Origin of the sequence: Micromonospora sp. NPDC126480, from assembly GCF_040302465.1 — a bacterium.
In the GTDB taxonomy this organism is placed as follows: Bacteria; Actinomycetota; Actinomycetes; order Mycobacteriales; family Micromonosporaceae; genus Micromonospora.
The window spans coordinates 260,637-277,351 of the sequence record NZ_JBEORU010000002.1 but is presented as its reverse complement, the minus strand read 5'-3'; the positions used below and the strand labels follow the sequence as shown (position 1 = coordinate 277,351).

Below are 16,715 nucleotides of genomic sequence, written 5' to 3'. Positions count from 1 at the left end.
GTCGGCTCAGCCCTTGGCGGTTGCGCGACGGCGGTGCAGGACGAAGCCGATCCCGGCAGCGATCGCACCAACCCCGAGAGCGATGGGTGCGCCGGCCAGCGGGATCACCGGAATGGGCGGGGCGATGGCATTCGGCCCGCAGTTCGATTCACCGATGGTGACCGAGGCGAGGGTTCCGGCGAGCGCGTCGATGCTCAAGGCCGTGACGCTCAACTGTCCGCTCGTCGAACTCGTCTGCTCGTTCAGCGTGATCGAGAGGACACCTGGCACTGACAGCCCGGTGTTAGGTGCCGGGTTCGCCGGCAGGCTCAGCAGCGTCGTGGTGATCCCAGCGGTCGTGCTGGTCAAGCGAGCGTTGACCAGGCTGGTCGTACCGGTCGCGGACGGCGCGCTCGTCGCGGTGCAGGAGGAGTAGATCGCATCCGCCACCAGCGCGATGGTGGCCAGGCCGTTCGTACCCAGGGTGAGCGAGACCTCCGCGCCCGGTGTCACGAGACAGGAGCCGCCGGCGCCGATGTCGAACGTGCCGCTGGCACCGGCCACGCCAGCACAGGCGGCAGAGGTCCCGTCGTTGAAGGCGCGAACATCCTGGCCGAGAACGCCAGCGGTGATGACGTCCTGGCTACCCAGCACGGCCAGCGACGGGTTGGTGTTGCCGGAGATCGACTCGGTCGTGCCGTCATTGGTGGCACTCGCCGTACCGGAGGAGGCGACCCCGCCGCCGACCAGATCGATGCGCAGTGCGGACGCGGACGATTGGGAGGTGTCGGCCATGGCGGGCGTCGCCACGAGGACGGCGAGCGCGGTTCCAGCGGCCAGGGCCGTGGCTACCCGACCGATGCCGGGTTTGACGATGAGCATGAACTGGTCCTACTTTCTGGTGTTGGTTACAAGATCGGGGCGGCCTTTGCGGGGGAGTTCGCCGAGAGGAGGCGGACGGTCGACCGGGCGTGGCACCTCGGCTGCGCGAGCTGTCTTCTGCCAGTCCGATCTGGCACGGAGAAGGCGGACGAACGCCACCCACACCGCAGCCGACTGGACGTAGCTGTAGAGCCAATGGCTGAGCCCGAGGCCGATCGCGGTAACCAGTCCCAGGTGCCGCTCGCAGCGGGTCCGATACACCAGGCCCCAGACCGCGAAGGGCCCGATGCCGAAGACCGCGACCAGCGGAGGCACGCCCCAGCCTCCGGCTCGCCACCATTCATCGAGGCCCCCGGTGCGGTTCACGTACCAGGCGAGGACACCGAGGCACGCCAGGTAGACCGGTGCACCGACGAGCTGCGTCCAAGGGGCGGACAGGAAGTGTGCAATCTCCAGGGTCGCCGGGTTCCGGATAGCGCGAGATCGCAGGACGGCGGTGAGATAGCGCCCGCACTGCATCGACCCCTGCGCCCAGCGCGCCCGTTGTCTGATCAGCGGACGGACCCGCGTCAACGCCTCCTGCGCGACCCAGGCCTCGGAGCAGTACTCGGTACGACCGCCGGTAAGCAGGATGTGCAGCCCGAGTTCGAAATCCTCGAGCAGCGCGCCGTGCCACGGGGTCCCGTGTTCCGCCGCCACGGCTTCCAGCGCGGACAGCCGCGTGAACTGCCCGTTGCCGCCCATCGCGACGCTGCCGGTGCGCCGCCGCAACGATTGCATGGCAGCGATCGGAGCACGGAACTCCATGTCCTGCAGACGCACCAACAACCGCGCCCACGGCCCGAGTGAGGAGCCATGGCCCCGAGCGCACTGCAGCATGCGGACCTCGATCTGCACGGCAGCGACCTGGGCCGTTCCGAAGTAGCGGCCACCGGCCAGCGCGGCCCGGCAGTGCGGGTCCAGGTAGCTGTCGGCGTCGAGCACGCCGACGATGACCCGGTCCAGGTCACTGGCGGCAGGGACAGACTGACGCAGTTCCCGCCACGCCGCGTTGAGAGCGGCGCCCTTCCCCTGCCCAGCCTCCGGAGGAGTCCGGCTGATCACCCGCACACGCACGTCGTCGCGGAACGCTGCCAGCTCCGCCGCCGTCCCGTCGTCGGAGCCGTCATCGACGCACCACACGGTTACGTCGGGCATGTCCCGCAGCAGACGGTGGAGGGTCCCCCGGATGACCGCGCCCTCGTTGCGACACGGGACGATGATGTGCCAACTGAACCGGGTGTGGTCGCCACCGCCGCACCGTGGCGTGCGTAGGTGCGTCACTAGGATGCTCAGCACGTAGGCGCAGAAGCTGACGCACAGCAGGAACGCCACGGTGTTCAGCAGTGCCAGTGACATCAACTCAGCAGGCATGCGCCACCGGGCCAGGCCGGCTGGCCCGGCCAACCAGGACGGCGAACACGATCGCGACCGCGATCAGGCCGACCATCGTGATCGCCGAACCGATCAGTACGTGGCTACGCCGGTATCCCTCCTCGAATCCCCACGTCTGCATGCTGACCACGACCGCGGCGAGCCGTGCCTGATTTATCACGACCAGCAACACCAAGGCGGCCCCGACGGACAGCACTGCGCGCAGCGGGCGCAGCCGACCGAAGGCCACGAACAGTGACGCCAGCACCACCGGCGGAATCAGCAACACCGCCACCGAACAGCCGGTGGACACCACGAAACCCACCCACCGCTGCTCCAGCGGGAAGACCACGGCGGCGCCGATAGAGCTCGTCTCGGCCACGCCGAGCATCCGAACCAGGCGAGCGTTCAGCCACGCCTCGACAGTTGCGACCTCGTGCCACCGCCACACCAGGGCAGCCGCAACCACCAGGGCGAACGCCCCGCCCACCGCGACCCGCATCCAGGTGGCGATGGTCATGCGGTTCATCCGGACCGCCGCGCGTTGGCGGTGAACCACAGGGCGATGCCGAGAACGATCAGCCCGATTCCGACCAGCAGCCAGGAGTGCACGGCGGCGCCAGTAGCCGCCAGACCCCCGCCCACGGACGGCCCTTTCGTGGGAACCCCGTACATCACCACTCCCTGCCGGTTCCAGTTCGACTGTCGGCGTAGATGCTAAACGGACAGAAGGTGCCATACAGGACGAAACTTCTTTAACTCCACGCTCACGTAAGCGACCCACCACCGGAGCCTCCTGATGGGGCAACTCACCGTCCTGGGAGGTCGCACAGTGAGAGGGCTCGAATGACCCACAGCACGCCGACCCCGGAAGGGCGCCCGCGATCTGCACACCTGCGGCCGTCTCCGCAGGTCGGGCCACAGGTGCGGCGATCTTGTCGAGTGCACCGTCGCCGGCGCTGTCCATGTCCGACTCGACGCGACCTGATGGTCGCTCTCACCTGGTACGTCGGAATCGCCCTCGTCGGACATCTGCGGCGCGAGCCACGTTCACCAAACGCGCATGATCGCGACCGGCTGACTCCACGTTCCCGGCCCCCGCAGAGGCGGTGGGGCCACGGCTCGACGCGACGGGCAGCAGGTCGGCACACCGACCGAGCACCCTGCAGGTGCGTCGACTGTCTGCTGGTCTGGTGGAGGCGTGGCTCGCGGTCAGCAGGAGGCGCCCCGTCCTTCCTCAAGGACGGGGCGCCTGCTGGTAGTGCGGACGGGTCAGCTGGTCGGGAAGTTGTCCGGGGTGCGGATCCGGTTGCGCATGAAGTTGCCCGACTCGGTCAGCACCGACGTCCCGGCGAACTGGGTGCCGCCGCAGGTGCCCGGACGCAACGCCGCGCTGCCCTCGGCCTTGTCGGAGAACGTCCAGTTGGCATAGCTGATCTTCAGCCGATCCATCATGTCCAGCCAGGCGGCGCTGCTGGCCAGGTCGGCCGCACCGTCACCGGTGTACGCGACGGTGCCGAACTCGGTGACGAACATGGGCAGTCGGGCCGCGGCCCGCTCGAGCTCCGCCCGGTAGCTCTCGCGGTGCGATGCGGCATAGAAGTGGAAGGCGTACATGACATTGCTGGCGTTGACCGGGTTGTTGATGACCTCGGTGGCGTTGCCGCCCTCGGAGACACCCAGCGATGACCAGGCCCGGGTCCCAACGATGATCACCGCGTCCGGGTCGTTGGCGCGGATGACCGGGATGACCTGCTCGGCGTAGTTCTTGATGGTGGACCAGCTGACGCCGTTGGGCTCGTTGGTGATCTCGTAGATCACGTTGTTCTTGTTGGCGTGCCGCGCGGAGACGGCCGAGAAGAAGGTCTTCGCCCGCTCCAGGTTGTACATCGGGTCACCCGGGGTCAGCGTGTGGAAGTCGATCAGGGCGTACATGCCCCTTGCGGTGGTCCGTTCAACCAGGTCGTTGACCCGGGCGGTGAAGCCGGCCGGGTCGGTTTCGTAGCCCTGCTCCTGGACGTACATGGCGATCCGGTACAGGTCGGCGTGCCAGTCGGTGGCGAGGGCGTCGAGCGCCTGGTCCTTCGAGCACTGCGGAAACCACTGGATGCCGTGGCTGCTCATGCCCCGTAGTTGGATCGGCCGGCCGTACTGGTTGCACAGGTTGGCCCCGCACACGCGAAGCTGACCGTTGATCGCAACCGGCGTCTGGCCGACCGGCGGCGGAGTGGTCGGCGGCGGAGTGGTCGGTGGCGGCGTGGTCGGTGGGTTCGTCGTTCCGCCCGTGCAGACGGTGCCGTTGAGGGTGAACGACGTCGGCGACGGGTTACTGCTGGTCCAACTGCCGTTGAAGCCGATCGTGGTGGATCCGCCGGTGGCCAGGGCGCCGTTGTAGCTCATGCTGCGCGCGGTCACCGCCGCGCCCGACTGGCTGTACGTCGCCGACCAGCCCTGGACCACCCGCTGTCCCGAGTCCGGGAAGCTGAAGCCGAGGGTCCAGTCGCTGACCGGGTCACCCAGGTTGCGGATGACGACCGAGGCGGTGAATCCGCCGGGCCAGCTGTTGGTCGTGTACGTCACGGCGCAGCCGGTGGCCGCCACCGCGTTCGCGGTGGACAGCGCGGCAGACGCGCCCAGGGTCAGCGCACAGACGGCGCCGGTTGCGAAGAGTTTGCGTCGCGACGCAAGGGAGAGTCGTCTCATCAGAAGGTCTCATTCCGGTGGTGGGAGGGCCGTTCGGGAGCGCTCCCACGGCAGCCTAGGGCTGCCGTAACCGGCACGCAACATCTAGCTGCGTCGAAGTGGTCGGACAGGTTCCGGGAGCTGCGCGCCCGTTTCGGACTCTGCCCGCCGACAAACACGTCGTACCACACGACACGTCGGTAATCAGCGGTTGCGGTAGGCGGCGAGGCCGCCGAGTTCTTCGCTGGCGATGAACACCGACCGGACGTTGAGGATGGCTTCCTCGACGTGGGTGGGGCAGCCCCACGCCGAGTCGCCCCACGAGTCGGCGATCTTGATTTCGGCCGCCGCGGCGCATCCTTCGCTGCCGCCGAGCTGGCAATGCTCGGGGCGTGGCCGGGCGGCCTGCGCGGCGGCGGCAGCACGCAGCCGGGTGGCGAGTTCCGCGGCGGCAGCGGCGCGCTTCTCGGCCTCGGCGCGCAGCTCCCGCTCGGCGCGTACCGCCTTGGCCAGCTCGTCGTGGGCGGCTCTGGCGCGGGCCTCGGCGGCCACTTTCGCCTGCTCGATGTGGTGGTTCTCGATGGCCAGGGCCGCGGTGCCGGTGAAGACCCGGATGAGGGCGAGGTCGGTCTCCTGCGGGGCGCGCGGGCTACGGTGGTACATGGCGAAGGTGCCGAGCAGGCTTCCGTCTCGGGCGAGGATCGGCGTGGACCAGCACGCGCCCAGCCCTGCCCCTTCGGCGAGATCCCGGAAGTCGTTCCAGAACGGGTCGGTGCCGATGTCGGTGACGATCACCGGTTCCCGCCGGTGGGCGGCGGTGCCGCAGGAGCCCACGCCTTCGCCGATGGCGATCCCGTCGATGGCCTGGTTGTAGAAGTCGGGCAGGCTCGGTGCGGCACCATGAAGCAGGTGCCGTCCGTCGGCATCGGCGAGGAGAACCGAAACGAGCACTTCCTCCGGTGCGAGGTTCTCGATACAGCGGGCCATCCCGTCGAGCACCTCGGTCAAGGGCGCCTGGCGAGCGATCTGCTCCAGCAGGGCGCGGTGCTCGGCCATCAGCCGCTGGGCGTGCTTGACCTGGGTGGTCTCCACGCCGATCACCCGGATCCCGGTTACCGCGCCGCCGGCGTCGCGGCGCGGCTCGTAGCTGAAGTCAAAAAACGCCTCCCGCGCCTGCGGGCCGGTACCGAGCACGACTCGGGCGTCCCGGCCGGTGTAGGGCTCACCCGTGCGGTAGACCTCGTCCAGCAGAGCGATGAAGCCCTGGCCCGCCAACTCCGGCATCAGCTCCGCGATCGCCAACCCGGTACGCGCCCGTCCTTCACCGATTGCGGAGAAAAACGCCGGGTTCGCCACCTCCACGACGTGCGTCGGCCCCACCAGCAACGCGAAAACGGCGGTGGACTGCCCGAACAGCGCCCGCAGATCGTCCTCCGCTGCCCACCCTGCGACCGACGGACTCGCAGCGGTCGACCGCTGACCCGATACCGCCGTCATGCCGTAAGCCCCTCTCAGGTGCGCTTTGTCGACGACTGATGGTTGATCGTCCTGGCGGACACCAGAGTATGCGCACGGTCGCGCGGCCACCATGTCGCGTGCCGGCGTGACGCCTCGGGAAGCACCGTGCCAAGAAATTCGCGTGTCAACGAGCTGGTGACAATCCGCGCATGCGCGAACGTCGACGCGAGCAGCACCTCACCAGTCATCGAACACCTCATCTGGGACTGGAATGGAACGCCTTCGGCGACAGCGCGGCCCTCATCGACGCGATGATGACGTATTCGCGGCGTGCGGCCTGCCGCCGGTCACCGTGCCGACGGTCAGCGGCACCACACCCAGCCGATCAAGTCGTTCTACGACCTGCTGGTCGGGCGGACGCTGACGGAGCAGGAGCAGGAGCGGCTCGATCGGTGCTTCCACGTCGCGACGGGCGGCACCGGGAGCGGGCCACATTGACTGGCGACGCGGTCGCGTGGTCCGCTGCGGGCGGCCGGGAGCTGCTCATCGCGAGTCCGGGGGAGCCAGCGCGGACTCCGTCGACGGTCGCCGCGGTAACGCCGCGGAGGCCGGCCAGCCCGGCGCGCGCAGGAGCGGAGGCGCAGGCGTGACGGACTTCGGGGCGGTGCTCTTCGACTGGCAGGGCACCCTCGTCACGACGCCGTCCTACGAGGACTGGGTGAGTACGGCGCTGCGGCAACTCGGTCGCGATCACCGGCCGGCCGCCGTACGCCGGATTGTGGCGGCTATCGTCGGCGCGGCGGGAGAGCCGGACCGGCTGGAACCGACTGCGACGCCGCGCTCCATCGCGAAACGTACCACCGGGTCTTCGCGGACGCGGGGCTCGACCCTGCCCTGTCCGAAGCGCTGTACTCGGTGGAGTCCGACGCCGCCCACAACCCGTTCGCGGCGGACGCGGCACCGGTGCTCCGGGAGATCGCTGGGCATGGTGTGCCGATCGGGGTGGTCAGTGACATCCACTACGACGCGCGCCCGGCCTTCGCCGCCGCCAGCATCGCGGACGTCGTCTCCGCCTTCGTGCTCTCGTACGAGCACGGGGTCCAGAAGCCGGATCCGGCGACCTTCCGGCGCGCCGCCGACGACCTCGGCGTTCCGCCCGAGCAGATCCCGATGGTCGGCGAACGGCACGGCTACGACGGCGGCGCCGTCGAGGTCGGGATGACCACACTGCTGCTCCCGCCGTTACGGGACGTCCGTGAGGAGCGGCTGCACCTGGCCGCCCGGCTGCTCGGCGTACCCGTTGCCCCGTCCAGCGCGCCGTGACGGCGGTGCTGTTGGCTGACTTCCGTCGGGACCTCTACCAGCGCCGGCCCCGACGGGCTGACGCGTTGTTCGCGCTGACGGACGCGCTCTTGTGCACCGCCGGGCCGGTGCACGGCCCGGTCGATCTCACGTTGGCGCCGGAGCCTCGTCGGGGTCACGGTGCCCTGCACGGCGGGCTGAACGCGGGCAGGATCGACATCGACCGGCTCGTTCGTGGCCGCGCTGGAGACCGGCCGCACGTCGTGGACGCAGATCCTGGACGCGGTCCGGCCGATGCCGCCACCGCCGCCCAGCTGGGTGATGTAGTAGACCGGTTCATCACCGTCGGACACTGGCCCGTCGACCCGCCGACGGCTGCTCAACAGATCCGCGCCTCCGATGGCTACGGCGCGCTGGTTCCGCGCACCGCCGCCAGGAGGGTGTCAAGCAGTTCGCGGGTGTGCGGCTCGTCGAGTACCTCACCGATCCACGCTGCGGAGTCGGCGCGCTCCGGGCAACGGGCGTTCGCCTTCAGCCAGTCGGTCGCGGCGAGTTCGGTGATGTGCCCGAGCTGGGCGATGAGCATCGAGAAGTGCCCGCGCCGATGCACCGTCGCCGGCCCAGCCGCCCCCCGGTACGCATCGATCAACGCGCGGGCTCGGCCAGGGTCGGAACGGGCGAACTCGAAAAGCACGCATCCGAGCTCCTGGCTCGGATCCCCCGGCCCGCTGTCGTCCCAGTCGATGACACACACTCCGCCGGCCGCGGTCGGCACGACGTTGTCCGCCCACAGGTCGCGGTGACAGGTCCGCAGCATCCGGGGCGGCTCGATCCAGGACTCCAGTGCGACCAGCTCGTCACGCAGATCCGCCAACCGGCCGGCGAACGGCGCCCCTGCTGCTGCCAGCAACCGCACCAGTTCGTCCCAGCGATCCGCGCCGATCGGCTCGTGATACCACGGATCCACCCTGCCGGGCTCCGCGAACGGCACGCGGTGGATGGCGGCCACCACCGCACCCACCAGCGCCGGATCGAGACAGGGGTCGGGAGCCTCCACATCGACCCACTCGTACACCCTGACCTGCCGGCCTGCCACGGTGGCGAAGACACTTCCCTCGCTGGTCCGCCGCACCTGCGGGGTCGGTACGCCAGCCGCGTGGGCGGCCTCCTGGAACGCCGCCGCCACCCGCACCTCATCCTCGCCGGACTGGCGGACCGGTACCTTCACCGCCCACCTGCCGTCTGCCGTGTCCAGCCGCCACACGACACCTTGCCTGCCCCGCGCCACCGGCCCGTCCGACATCCGCACGACCCGGCCGAGCGCGAAACGCCGAGCGATCTGCACCGCATCCATCAGGCCACTGCAGCACACCCAAGCAAAGCAGGACCCCGCGGTCCCGCCGCCACGGGCAGAGCCGATGTAGGGATGCCCGGTGGACGCGGCGGCGGTCACAGGCGAAGCCTTGGCGCGTCGCCGCGGCAGCTACTCGCGGACCCCGGTCCCCAGGCCGGTCTCCCTGGCCCTGCCGGCGGGCCGCTGGCGGATCCTGTCGCGTGCCGCGCGGCTGGCGTGCCTGGCCGGCGGGTCGGATCCTCACCGGCAGCCGTGGAGGCTTCTGGACAGCGGCTTCACGGACGTCACGCACGAGGTGATCCGTGGCGGGCACGTGCACGTGGTGTCCGGCACGCGAGCCACCTGCCCTTGACCTCGCGGGCTTACCGGCTGCTGACGAGTTGCCGTACGGGATGCCGGACGGTGCGCCGTTGGGTAGCGTCGCGTCGTGTTCGATGACGTGCCGCGTCCGATCTGGCCGGCGGTAAGGTGATCATGACCGATCTGGATCTGTTGGTGCTCGGGGGCGGTACCGCCGGCCTGGTCTCCGCCGTGATCGCTGGCGGGCTCGGGGCCCGGGTGGCGCTGGTCGAGCGGGACCGTACCGGCGGCGAGTGTCTGTGGACCGGGTGTGTGCCGAGCAAGGCGTTGATCGAGGCGGCCGACCTGGCGCACCGGATGCGCCGCGCGAGCCGGGTTGGCCTGGCACCGGTGGAGCCGGACATCGACCTGGCGGACGTAATGGCGCACGTGAGGGCTGCTCAGGAGGCGATCGCACCGCATGACGCACCGCAGCGGGTCCGCGCGGCCGGCGCCGAGGTCATCACGGACGAGGCCGTCTTCGTCGGGCCCCGCAGGCTACGGCTGGCCTCCGACGGCCGGGAGGTGACGGCGCGGTGCGTGCTGGTGGCGACCGGATCACAATCGCGGCTGCCGCCGGTGCGAGGGCTGGCGGCGGCCGATCCGTTGACCAGTGACACCATCTGGGGCCTGCGGGTGCTGCCGCCGCGGCTGCTGGTGCTCGGCGGCGGGCCGGTCGGCTGCGAACTCGGTCAGGCGTTCGCCCGTCTCGGCAGCGCGGTGACGCTGGTGGAACGGGCACCGCACCTACTACCACGTGAGGATCCGGAGGTCGGGCAGCTGATCGCCGACCGGCTGCGAGACGAGGGCGTCGACGTGCGCACCGCCACCCAGGTGACCGAGGTGTCCGCCGCTGACCCATGGCGGGTGCGACTGACCGGAAGCCAGCCGGGAGCCGTCGGCACCGACCGGATCCTCGTCGCGGGCGGGCGACGACCTCGTACCGCCGAACTGGGCCTGCGAACTGCCGGCGTGGCCGTCACCGACCAGGGTGCGGTCCGGGTGGACAGCCGGATGCGGACCACCGCCGCGGGTGTGTACGCCGCCGGTGACGTCACCGGCGTGCTGCCGTTCACTCACGTCGCCGCCCACCAGGCAGGCACGGCCACCCTCAACGCGCTGTTCTGGTTGCCCCGCCATGTGCGCTACCTGCCGATGCCGTACGTGGTCTTCACCGACCCCGAGGTCGCCCGGGTCGGCCTGCGCGGCGCGCAGGCCCGCCGCCGGTGGGGTGACCGTGCCATCATCACCCGTCTCGACCTGACCGACGTGGACCGGGCGGTGGCCGCCGGACGCACCGACGGGTGGGCGCAACTGGTCGCCGATCCGCGCGGTCGTCTGGTCGGCGCCACAGTGGTGGCGCCCGCCGCCGGTGAGGTCATCGGCGAGCTGGCCACCATGGTCGCCCGTCGTGGCCGGCTCACCGACCTGTACGCCACCGTGCACCCCTACCCGACGTATGCGCTTGCCGCCGTGGACGCCGTGGGCGAGCACCTGCAGGCGCGGCTGCTGACCCCGGCCACACGCCGGCTGACCCGGCCGCTGCTGGCCGCGCTGCGCACCGCCGCCCGCACCGCATGACGCCGCACCGCGACCCGAGGGCGATCGCCCGCGCGGCCAACCGGGTCCGGCGCATCCTGGTGCCATACCACCGCGCGCGGGTCATCGGCCTCGAGCACATCCCGTCCGGCCCGGCGCTGTACGTCGCCAACCACAACGGCGGCTTCTACACCGGCGACACCTACCTCTTCGCCGCAGCCGTCCACCACGCGCGGGGACTCGCCGACACACCGTGGGTACTCACCCACGACCTCGGGCTGACCCTGCTCGGACGCTGGCTCCGGCCCCTCGGCGCGATCCCCGCCGATTTCGCGACCGCCGCGGCACTGATCACAGAAGGTCACAAGGTTCTCGTCTACCCCGGCAGCGACGCCGACGGCGCCCGCCGCTGGACCGACCGCCACAAGGTCATCTTCGACGGTCGCGTCGGCCACGCACGCCTCGCGATTGCCTGCAACGTGCCGGTCATCCCGGTCGCCGCGGCCGGAGCACACAACACCGCCATAGTCCTGCACGACGGTGCCGCCGTGGCCCGGCTGCTACGCACCCGACGGTGGCTGCGCCTCGCACGGTGGCCGCTGCTACTCAGCCTGCCGTGGGGCCTGACCTTTCTCCCCGCAGTGCCTTATCTACCGTTACCGGCCCGCATCACCATCACCGTCGGCCCACCCCTGCACTTCGACCGACACGGCGCCACCGCCGCCACCGACGACGAGTACGTCACCCGCTGCGCCGCTCTGATCCATGCAGCCGTCCAAGCCCAACTCGACCACACCGAGCCGTGAAAACGCCTGCCGCGCCTCGGCGGAGGTCGTCTCGTCGTCGTAGCGCGATCCGTCACGACTCGGCCTGTCCAGGCAGTTGACCGCGAACGGCACACCGGCCCGGTGCGCTAGCATCAGGCGACCCAGGTGGCCAAGCAGGCGCTGCGGGCGCTGCTCGAAGGACCCACCCCCGCCGCGCGGGCCGCCGGCCCCACCAGCGCATTCGACGGCGACTCGAGACGCCTCCCCGGGGCGACCAGCGCGCCTTCACGTCGGGGTGCTGCACGACCGAATGCCCATCTGACCGGGCGTGCTGCGGGCGACAAGTAGCTGCCGCTCTCAGAGCACGCCGGCCAGCCGGCCACGCCAGTCGCCGAGGACCGATTCCGGCTCGGCGTTCAACACCGACTCGAGCAAGGTGGCGTAGACGTCCCGGAAGTCGATGGTGAACTTCATATCACCGCGGTCGAGGTCGGTCAGGCTGGGCGCCTCGCCGTGCAGGCCGCCGCGTACTGCGGCGCCGAGGAGAAGCACATTCGAGGCGGTGCCGTGGTCGGTGCCGTCGGAGCCGTTGGCCCGTACCCGGCGGCCGAACTCTGAGTAGACGGCGGTGACCACCCTCCGGCCGGCGTCGGTGCGCGCCATCCGGGCGGCGAATCGGGTCAGCGCCCGGTCGAGCTGCCCGAGCAGGACCTCCTGCAGCTGCTTCTCGTCGGCGTGGGTGTCGAAGCCGCCGAGCGACACCGAGAACACGCGGGTGGTGACGCCGGCCTCGATGCACTGGGCGACCAGATCCAGCTGCGCGTCCAGTGATGTTCGGGCGCCTCCGGTCGCGGTGGCCGGAACCGTCTCCGCCTCCTCGTCGCTCTCCTCGCCCGCTGTCGCGTCGCGGACGTCGCGGATCATCTGGTCGACCGCGCGCAGGTCGGCGAAGCAGGCGGCGGCGCGCGCCCGGGCCGCCGACTCCCCCGGCTCCGCTGTCGCCAGCGCGGTCAGCGCGGATTCCGGCAGGCCACGAGGGACCGTCCGGCCGCTCACCGGCACCGAGGCGCCCGCCGCGCGCTCCCCCGCCAGGAGCGGCGGCAGTGCCGGTTCGAAGGAGACCGCTAGCCGTGGGTCCCCGCCGCTCCGGTCCAGCCAGCGGCCCACCCATCCGGTGGTAACGGGGCGCCCGGGCTCGGCGGTGTGCCAGATGTCCATCGACCGGAAGTGGCTGCGATCGGGCTTCGGGTAGCCGACGCCGCGCACCACCGCGAGCCGGCCCTCGCCGTAGAGCGTGTGCAGCCCGGCCAGCGCCGGGTTCAACCCGACCTCGTCGTCGAGACGCTTGACCTCCTCCGCCGCGTACGCCAGCTCGGGGCGGGCATCGTGGTAGGCCGGGTCGGCGAACGGCACGACGGTGTTCAAGCCGTCGTTACCGCCGTACAGGGTCACCAGGACCAGCGTCCGGGCGTCGGAATCCCGATCGCCGGCGGTGTCCAGCAGGTCGTCCAGCCGGTACGCGGCGGCACCGGCGGCCAGGGCTGCCGCCCCGGCCACGCCGCTGGCCACCAGGAACCGCCGCCGGGTCAGGATGTCCACGCCGATCTCCTTCAGCTGACCGTGTACTCGGGGCTGATCAGGCCGGCGACGATCAGCCGGCGTGGTTCACCGGCCAGCGGCACCAGGGCCGTCCGGGTGCGCTCGCTCCACCCGTCGACCACGAGCAGCCGGGCCAGCGCGTCGGGCCGACCGTCGCGCGGCGCCGCCGCCAGCCGGGACAACACCGCCGGAGCGACGGCACGGACGAGCTGCTCGGCGACGCGCAGTCGCGCCTGCGCCGACGAGGTGGTCAGCCAGGCGGTCCCGGCCGGCCAACCGCCGACGCTGGGCGGGCGCAGCGGCACCTGCTCGAGCGCGTTCAAGCCTGCGACCAGTTGCCGGCGACGCTGCGCGGACAGGGCCCACGGACGTATCCCGAGCTGCCGCATCGCCCCCACCGCCCACTCGACGGGCTGTTTGACGAGGGTGTCCCGGGTCTGCGCGAAGTCCGGCGCGGTGAAGATCTGGCGTAGTGTCGCCACGGTGTCGGCACCGGCGAGTCCGCCCGGGGCCGGCAGGTTCGCGCCGGCGAACCGGAACCAGAGCCGGTCGGCCACGAACCGTGCGGTCTCCGGCCGCTCGGCCAGCAGCCGGGAGTACGACCGGGCGTCGAAGGCGGCGGTGAAGCCGAGAATCGTCTTCGGCCCGGGGTCGTGCCGGCGCGGCTCGAACCGCGCCATCCCGGTGCGGCGGTCGACCGTCCAGCCGGTGAGGGCGCGGGCACCCTCCCGCACGTCCGCCTCGCTGTAGCCGCCGCCGATGCCGAGGGTGAACAGCTCCATCAGCTCCCGGGCGAGGTTCTCGTTCGGGGCCTTCCGGGTGTTGCGCTGCCCGTCCAGCCACAGGATCAGGGCCGGATCGCGCACCATCGCGTCCACCAGCGGTGGCAGCGCTCCGCGCCCGAGCCGGCGCAGGGTCTCCAGCTGCCGCAACATCAACCCTGCGGAGCGGACCTTCTGCACGCTGGTCGCCCAGTGCCCGTGCCAGAAGAACAGTAGCTTCTCGGCCAACTGGTGCTCGGCGGCGACCATCCGTCCCAGCCACCAGTCGAGAAGCCGGGTGACCTGCTCTCGCCGCTGCTGGTTGGCCCACCGCCGCTGCTCCGAGCTCGCCCCGCGGTCGAGTTGGGCGGCCGGGTCCGGGCCGAGGACCGGCACCGGGGTGTCCGCCGCGCCACGATCCGGGCCGTCCGGGGCGAGCAGCCGATCGAGGGTACGGGCGAACCCGTCGCGTTCGGCCGCGTCCACCTCCTCGGCCGTCGGCCCGAACGTCGCCCGGCGCAACAGGTGCGCCACCGCCACCCGCTCAGTCACCGGGCAGACGGTACGGTACCAATGTACGACGACGGTAAGAACCCGGTCCGGGACGGACAAACAAACGACCGTCGGCCCGAGCCCTGTCAGCCGTTGCCCCGGCGACCGCCCTGCGGGCGCGACCCCGCGCACGCCTGCTGTGCCTGCTGCCAGGTGGCGTCATCGACGCCGGGCGGCCGCAGCGCGTCCTCCCCGCCCGGTCGCCCCGCGCTGCCGGGCGAACCGGATGGGCGGGCGGTGGGGCGGGCCGTCCGGTTCGGTTGGCCGCTGCGACCCGGACGGGCCGAGGCCAGGTCGTCCGGCACGTCGATGCCCTGATCGCGCAGGCAGGCGACGTACGCGGCCAGGCGGTTCGCCGCATCGGCCACCGCCGGCGGCTCCGCCGGAGATTCACCACCGCATCCCGCCGCGAGCATGAGCGTGGCTGCACCGACGGCCACCGTTCGCCGCCGACGGCTACCAGACATGGGTTCCTCCTCCGGGCGTTTGGCGGGACGAACACCCGCACTGGGCCGGCAGAGAGGACAAACCTCGGGCCGCCCTTGGTCGCGCCTCGGAGCCATCTCGGAGTGCACAACTGTGAGGCAGTTCCGAGCCGGTACCGAGTCGCCGGCCAGGAACCGCCGGCACAATCGGCGCCCATGGGCTCCCACCTGCACCTCTGGCCGACGGTGACTCGGTCACCGCCACCGAGGTCACCGGCCAGGAGTGAGTGGCGAGCCGCCGACTGATCGGCGTCGGGCCGGTGGCGGAAGACCGCCACCGGCCCGACCGACCGCGGGATCCCGGATCAGGACAGGGTGAAGGAGTCCAGGTCCAACAGGTAACCCGCGCCGCCCCTGAAGACAAGGTGGACTGCGCCGCCGCCGGAACCGGACAGGTTGGTCGTGACGGTCCGGAAGGTCGTCCAGCCGCCTGTCGCGGGCACCGCGACGCTACCCAGCAGGGCTCCGGTGGCTGAGCCGGACCGGATCTCGATGGTGCCGCCGTTGGTGCCCGAGGAAACCCGGCCGGAGAACGTGGACTTGCCCGTCGTGGAGACCGAGGCGTAGCCGACCCAGTCGCCGTTGTTGATGTAGCCGACGGTGGCACCACCGTCGGCTGCCGCGTGCTGCGCGATCTGCACCCCGGACTGTGCGGTGAAGGATTCCCCCTGCACGGTCGCGGGACTGCCGCCGCCGGACCGGGTGAGGAAGGTGCGCAGTTTGGTGGCGTTGCCCGCGGCGTCGCCGGTGATGATGTAGTACATCATCCCCGCGTCGGAGACGTCGCCGTTCTTGTTCATGATGTTGTTGACGACGTTGTGCACGAACCGCAGCCGGGCGTCGCTGTCGTTGGCCATCCAGGACCACTTGCCCTCGCCGCCACCGGTGCCCAAACCACCGTTCTGGTCCTGGATCCTGGTGTACTTCACCTGAGGGAAGGCCCGACGGATGTCGGCCAGGTTCCAGATGTTCTGCTCGTCGTCGTGGTTGTTGTTCCAGTCGGAGTGCGAGATCAGGGTGACGTGCTGGTGAACCGCAGTGTTCGAACCCTGCAATGCCCGATAGATGACCCCCATCGGCCCCGCCCCCACCAGGCACAGCCGGCTGCCAGCCGTTGAGGCGTTGACCGCTGACCGCAGACTGGTCACCGCGCCGTTCAGGTTGGCCTGGCTGTCCCGGAAGATTCCGCTCACGTTGTACCCGAACTGGCCGCCGGTTCCCTCGGTCGCGGTCTTCATGTCGCGCTCCCAGCTCGCGTTGGAGCTGCCGAGGTGGGAGTTGTAGTCCCAGTGCACCAGCCGGGACTGCTGGCCTTTTTCGGCGAGCAGGGCCAGTGCCATCGACGAGGCGCCGATGTCGTCGCGGTCGTGGAAGTTGCCGTCCGAGCTCCACGCGATCCGCGCGCAGTTGAAGTTCAGCGCCGGCGCGGCGGCAGCCGCTGGCGCCGCCAGCGACAAACCGAGCAGGGCCGCGGCGGCAGCGGCCGCCACCATGGTGCGCGACGCCAGCCTGGTGGTTCGTGTCATGCCTTTCCTCCTTACCTTCGGGACGGTTGGTGGTGTGGATCCATTGAATACACTGGATACCATCGACGTCAATAAAT

General features: G+C 70.8%; 15 protein-coding genes. 4 read left to right on the top strand and 11 right to left on the bottom strand.

The window, feature by feature from the left end; all coding sequences use genetic code 11:
* Positions 1-6 precede the first annotated feature (6 nt).
* The 6 genes from ABTW87_RS02895 to ABTW87_RS02870 form a co-directional block, all read right to left on the bottom strand.
* Positions 7-861, bottom strand: a complete 855-nt coding sequence (locus ABTW87_RS02895) for a choice-of-anchor P family protein (RefSeq protein WP_350647905.1) — start codon at positions 859-861, stop codon at positions 7-9.
* Between the two features lie 9 nt (positions 862-870).
* Positions 871-2,259, bottom strand: a complete 1,389-nt coding sequence (locus tag ABTW87_RS02890) for a glycosyltransferase (RefSeq protein WP_350647903.1) — start codon at positions 2,257-2,259, stop codon at positions 871-873.
* Between the two features lie 4 nt (positions 2,260-2,263).
* Complete coding sequence (locus tag ABTW87_RS02885; protein ID WP_350647901.1) at positions 2,264-2,794, bottom strand: hypothetical protein; 531 nt, start codon at positions 2,792-2,794, stop codon at positions 2,264-2,266.
* Positions 2,795-2,799: 5 nt separating this feature from the next.
* Positions 2,800-2,919 carry an LPXTG cell wall anchor domain-containing protein gene (locus ABTW87_RS02880; protein WP_350647899.1) on the bottom strand — a complete coding sequence of 40 codons (120 nt, stop codon included), beginning with the start codon at positions 2,917-2,919 and terminating at the stop codon, positions 2,800-2,802.
* Between the two features lie 627 nt (positions 2,920-3,546).
* Positions 3,547-4,977, bottom strand: a complete 1,431-nt coding sequence (locus ABTW87_RS02875) for a cellulase family glycosylhydrolase (RefSeq protein WP_350647898.1) — start codon at positions 4,975-4,977, stop codon at positions 3,547-3,549.
* Between the two features lie 183 nt (positions 4,978-5,160).
* The gene (locus tag ABTW87_RS02870) at positions 5,161-6,546 is read right to left on the bottom strand and encodes a GAF domain-containing protein (RefSeq protein WP_350647897.1); all 1,386 of its coding nucleotides are present in this window, start codon (positions 6,544-6,546) and stop codon (positions 5,161-5,163) included.
* A 198-nt stretch (positions 6,547-6,744) separates the two neighbouring features.
* Between ABTW87_RS02870 and ABTW87_RS02865 the strand changes: the two genes are divergently transcribed.
* Together ABTW87_RS02865 and ABTW87_RS02860 are read left to right on the top strand one after the other, a co-directional pair.
* Positions 6,745-6,912 (top strand): hypothetical protein, encoded by a 168-nt coding sequence (locus ABTW87_RS02865; RefSeq protein ID WP_350647896.1) that lies wholly within the window; start codon positions 6,745-6,747, stop codon positions 6,910-6,912.
* Positions 6,913-7,089: 177 nt separating this feature from the next.
* Positions 7,090-7,737 carry an HAD family hydrolase gene (locus ABTW87_RS02860; RefSeq protein WP_350648053.1) on the top strand — a complete coding sequence of 216 codons (648 nt, stop codon included), beginning with the start codon at positions 7,090-7,092 and terminating at the stop codon, positions 7,735-7,737.
* A 382-nt stretch (positions 7,738-8,119) separates the two neighbouring features.
* Here ABTW87_RS02860 and ABTW87_RS02850 read toward each other — a convergent pair whose 3' ends face one another.
* Positions 8,120-9,070: a phosphotransferase enzyme family protein gene (locus ABTW87_RS02850; protein WP_350647894.1), complete on the bottom strand. Its 951-nt coding sequence runs from the start codon at positions 9,068-9,070 to the stop codon at positions 8,120-8,122.
* A 474-nt stretch (positions 9,071-9,544) separates the two neighbouring features.
* Between ABTW87_RS02850 and ABTW87_RS02845 the strand changes: the two genes are divergently transcribed.
* Positions 9,545-10,990 (top strand): dihydrolipoyl dehydrogenase family protein, encoded by a 1,446-nt coding sequence (locus ABTW87_RS02845; protein WP_350647892.1) that lies wholly within the window; start codon positions 9,545-9,547, stop codon positions 10,988-10,990.
* Positions 10,987-11,754 (top strand): 1-acyl-sn-glycerol-3-phosphate acyltransferase, encoded by a 768-nt coding sequence (locus ABTW87_RS02840; protein ID WP_350647890.1) that lies wholly within the window; start codon positions 10,987-10,989, stop codon positions 11,752-11,754. The genes ABTW87_RS02845 and ABTW87_RS02840 overlap by 4 nt, the downstream gene beginning before the upstream one ends.
* 318 nt (positions 11,755-12,072) lie before the next feature.
* Here the strand turns inward: ABTW87_RS02840 and ABTW87_RS02835 are convergent, their stop codons facing one another.
* The 4 genes from ABTW87_RS02835 to ABTW87_RS02820 form a co-directional block, all read right to left on the bottom strand.
* Positions 12,073-13,314: a DUF1501 domain-containing protein gene (locus tag ABTW87_RS02835; RefSeq protein WP_350647888.1), complete on the bottom strand. Its 1,242-nt coding sequence runs from the start codon at positions 13,312-13,314 to the stop codon at positions 12,073-12,075.
* Between the two features lie 11 nt (positions 13,315-13,325).
* Positions 13,326-14,627, bottom strand: coding sequence for a DUF1800 domain-containing protein (locus ABTW87_RS02830; protein WP_350647886.1), 1,302 nt, complete (start codon positions 14,625-14,627; stop codon positions 13,326-13,328).
* Positions 14,628-14,713: 86 nt separating this feature from the next.
* Positions 14,714-15,067, bottom strand: a complete 354-nt coding sequence (locus ABTW87_RS02825) for a hypothetical protein (RefSeq protein ID WP_350648051.1) — start codon at positions 15,065-15,067, stop codon at positions 14,714-14,716.
* A gap of 350 nt (positions 15,068-15,417) precedes the next feature.
* Positions 15,418-16,701, bottom strand: coding sequence for a carbohydrate-binding protein (locus ABTW87_RS02820; protein ID WP_350648049.1), 1,284 nt, complete (start codon positions 16,699-16,701; stop codon positions 15,418-15,420).
* Positions 16,702-16,715 lie beyond the last annotated feature (14 nt).

What these genes read in the sequence shown, in the direction of transcription:
- ABTW87_RS02895 (WP_350647905.1), bottom strand. Translation starts at nt 861, where the DNA reads ATGCTCATCGTCAAACCCGGCATCGGTCGGGTAGCCACGGCCCTGGCC.
- ABTW87_RS02890 (WP_350647903.1), bottom strand. Translation starts at nt 2,259, where the DNA reads ATGTCACTGGCACTGCTGAACACCGTGGCGTTCCTGCTGTGCGTCAGC.
- ABTW87_RS02885 (WP_350647901.1), bottom strand. Translation starts at nt 2,794, where the DNA reads ATGACCATCGCCACCTGGATGCGGGTCGCGGTGGGCGGGGCGTTCGCC.
- ABTW87_RS02875 (WP_350647898.1), bottom strand. Translation starts at nt 4,977, where the DNA reads ATGAGACGACTCTCCCTTGCGTCGCGACGCAAACTCTTCGCAACCGGC.
- ABTW87_RS02870 (WP_350647897.1), bottom strand. Translation starts at nt 6,546, where the DNA reads ATGGTGGCCGCGCGACCGTGCGCATACTCTGGTGTCCGCCAGGACGAT.
- ABTW87_RS02850 (WP_350647894.1), bottom strand. Translation starts at nt 9,070, where the DNA reads ATGGATGCGGTGCAGATCGCTCGGCGTTTCGCGCTCGGCCGGGTCGTG.
- ABTW87_RS02845 (WP_350647892.1), top strand. Translation starts at nt 9,545, where the DNA reads ATGACCGATCTGGATCTGTTGGTGCTCGGGGGCGGTACCGCCGGCCTG.
- ABTW87_RS02840 (WP_350647890.1), top strand. Translation starts at nt 10,987, where the DNA reads ATGACGCCGCACCGCGACCCGAGGGCGATCGCCCGCGCGGCCAACCGG.
- ABTW87_RS02820 (WP_350648049.1), bottom strand. Translation starts at nt 16,701, where the DNA reads ATGGTATCCAGTGTATTCAATGGATCCACACCACCAACCGTCCCGAAG.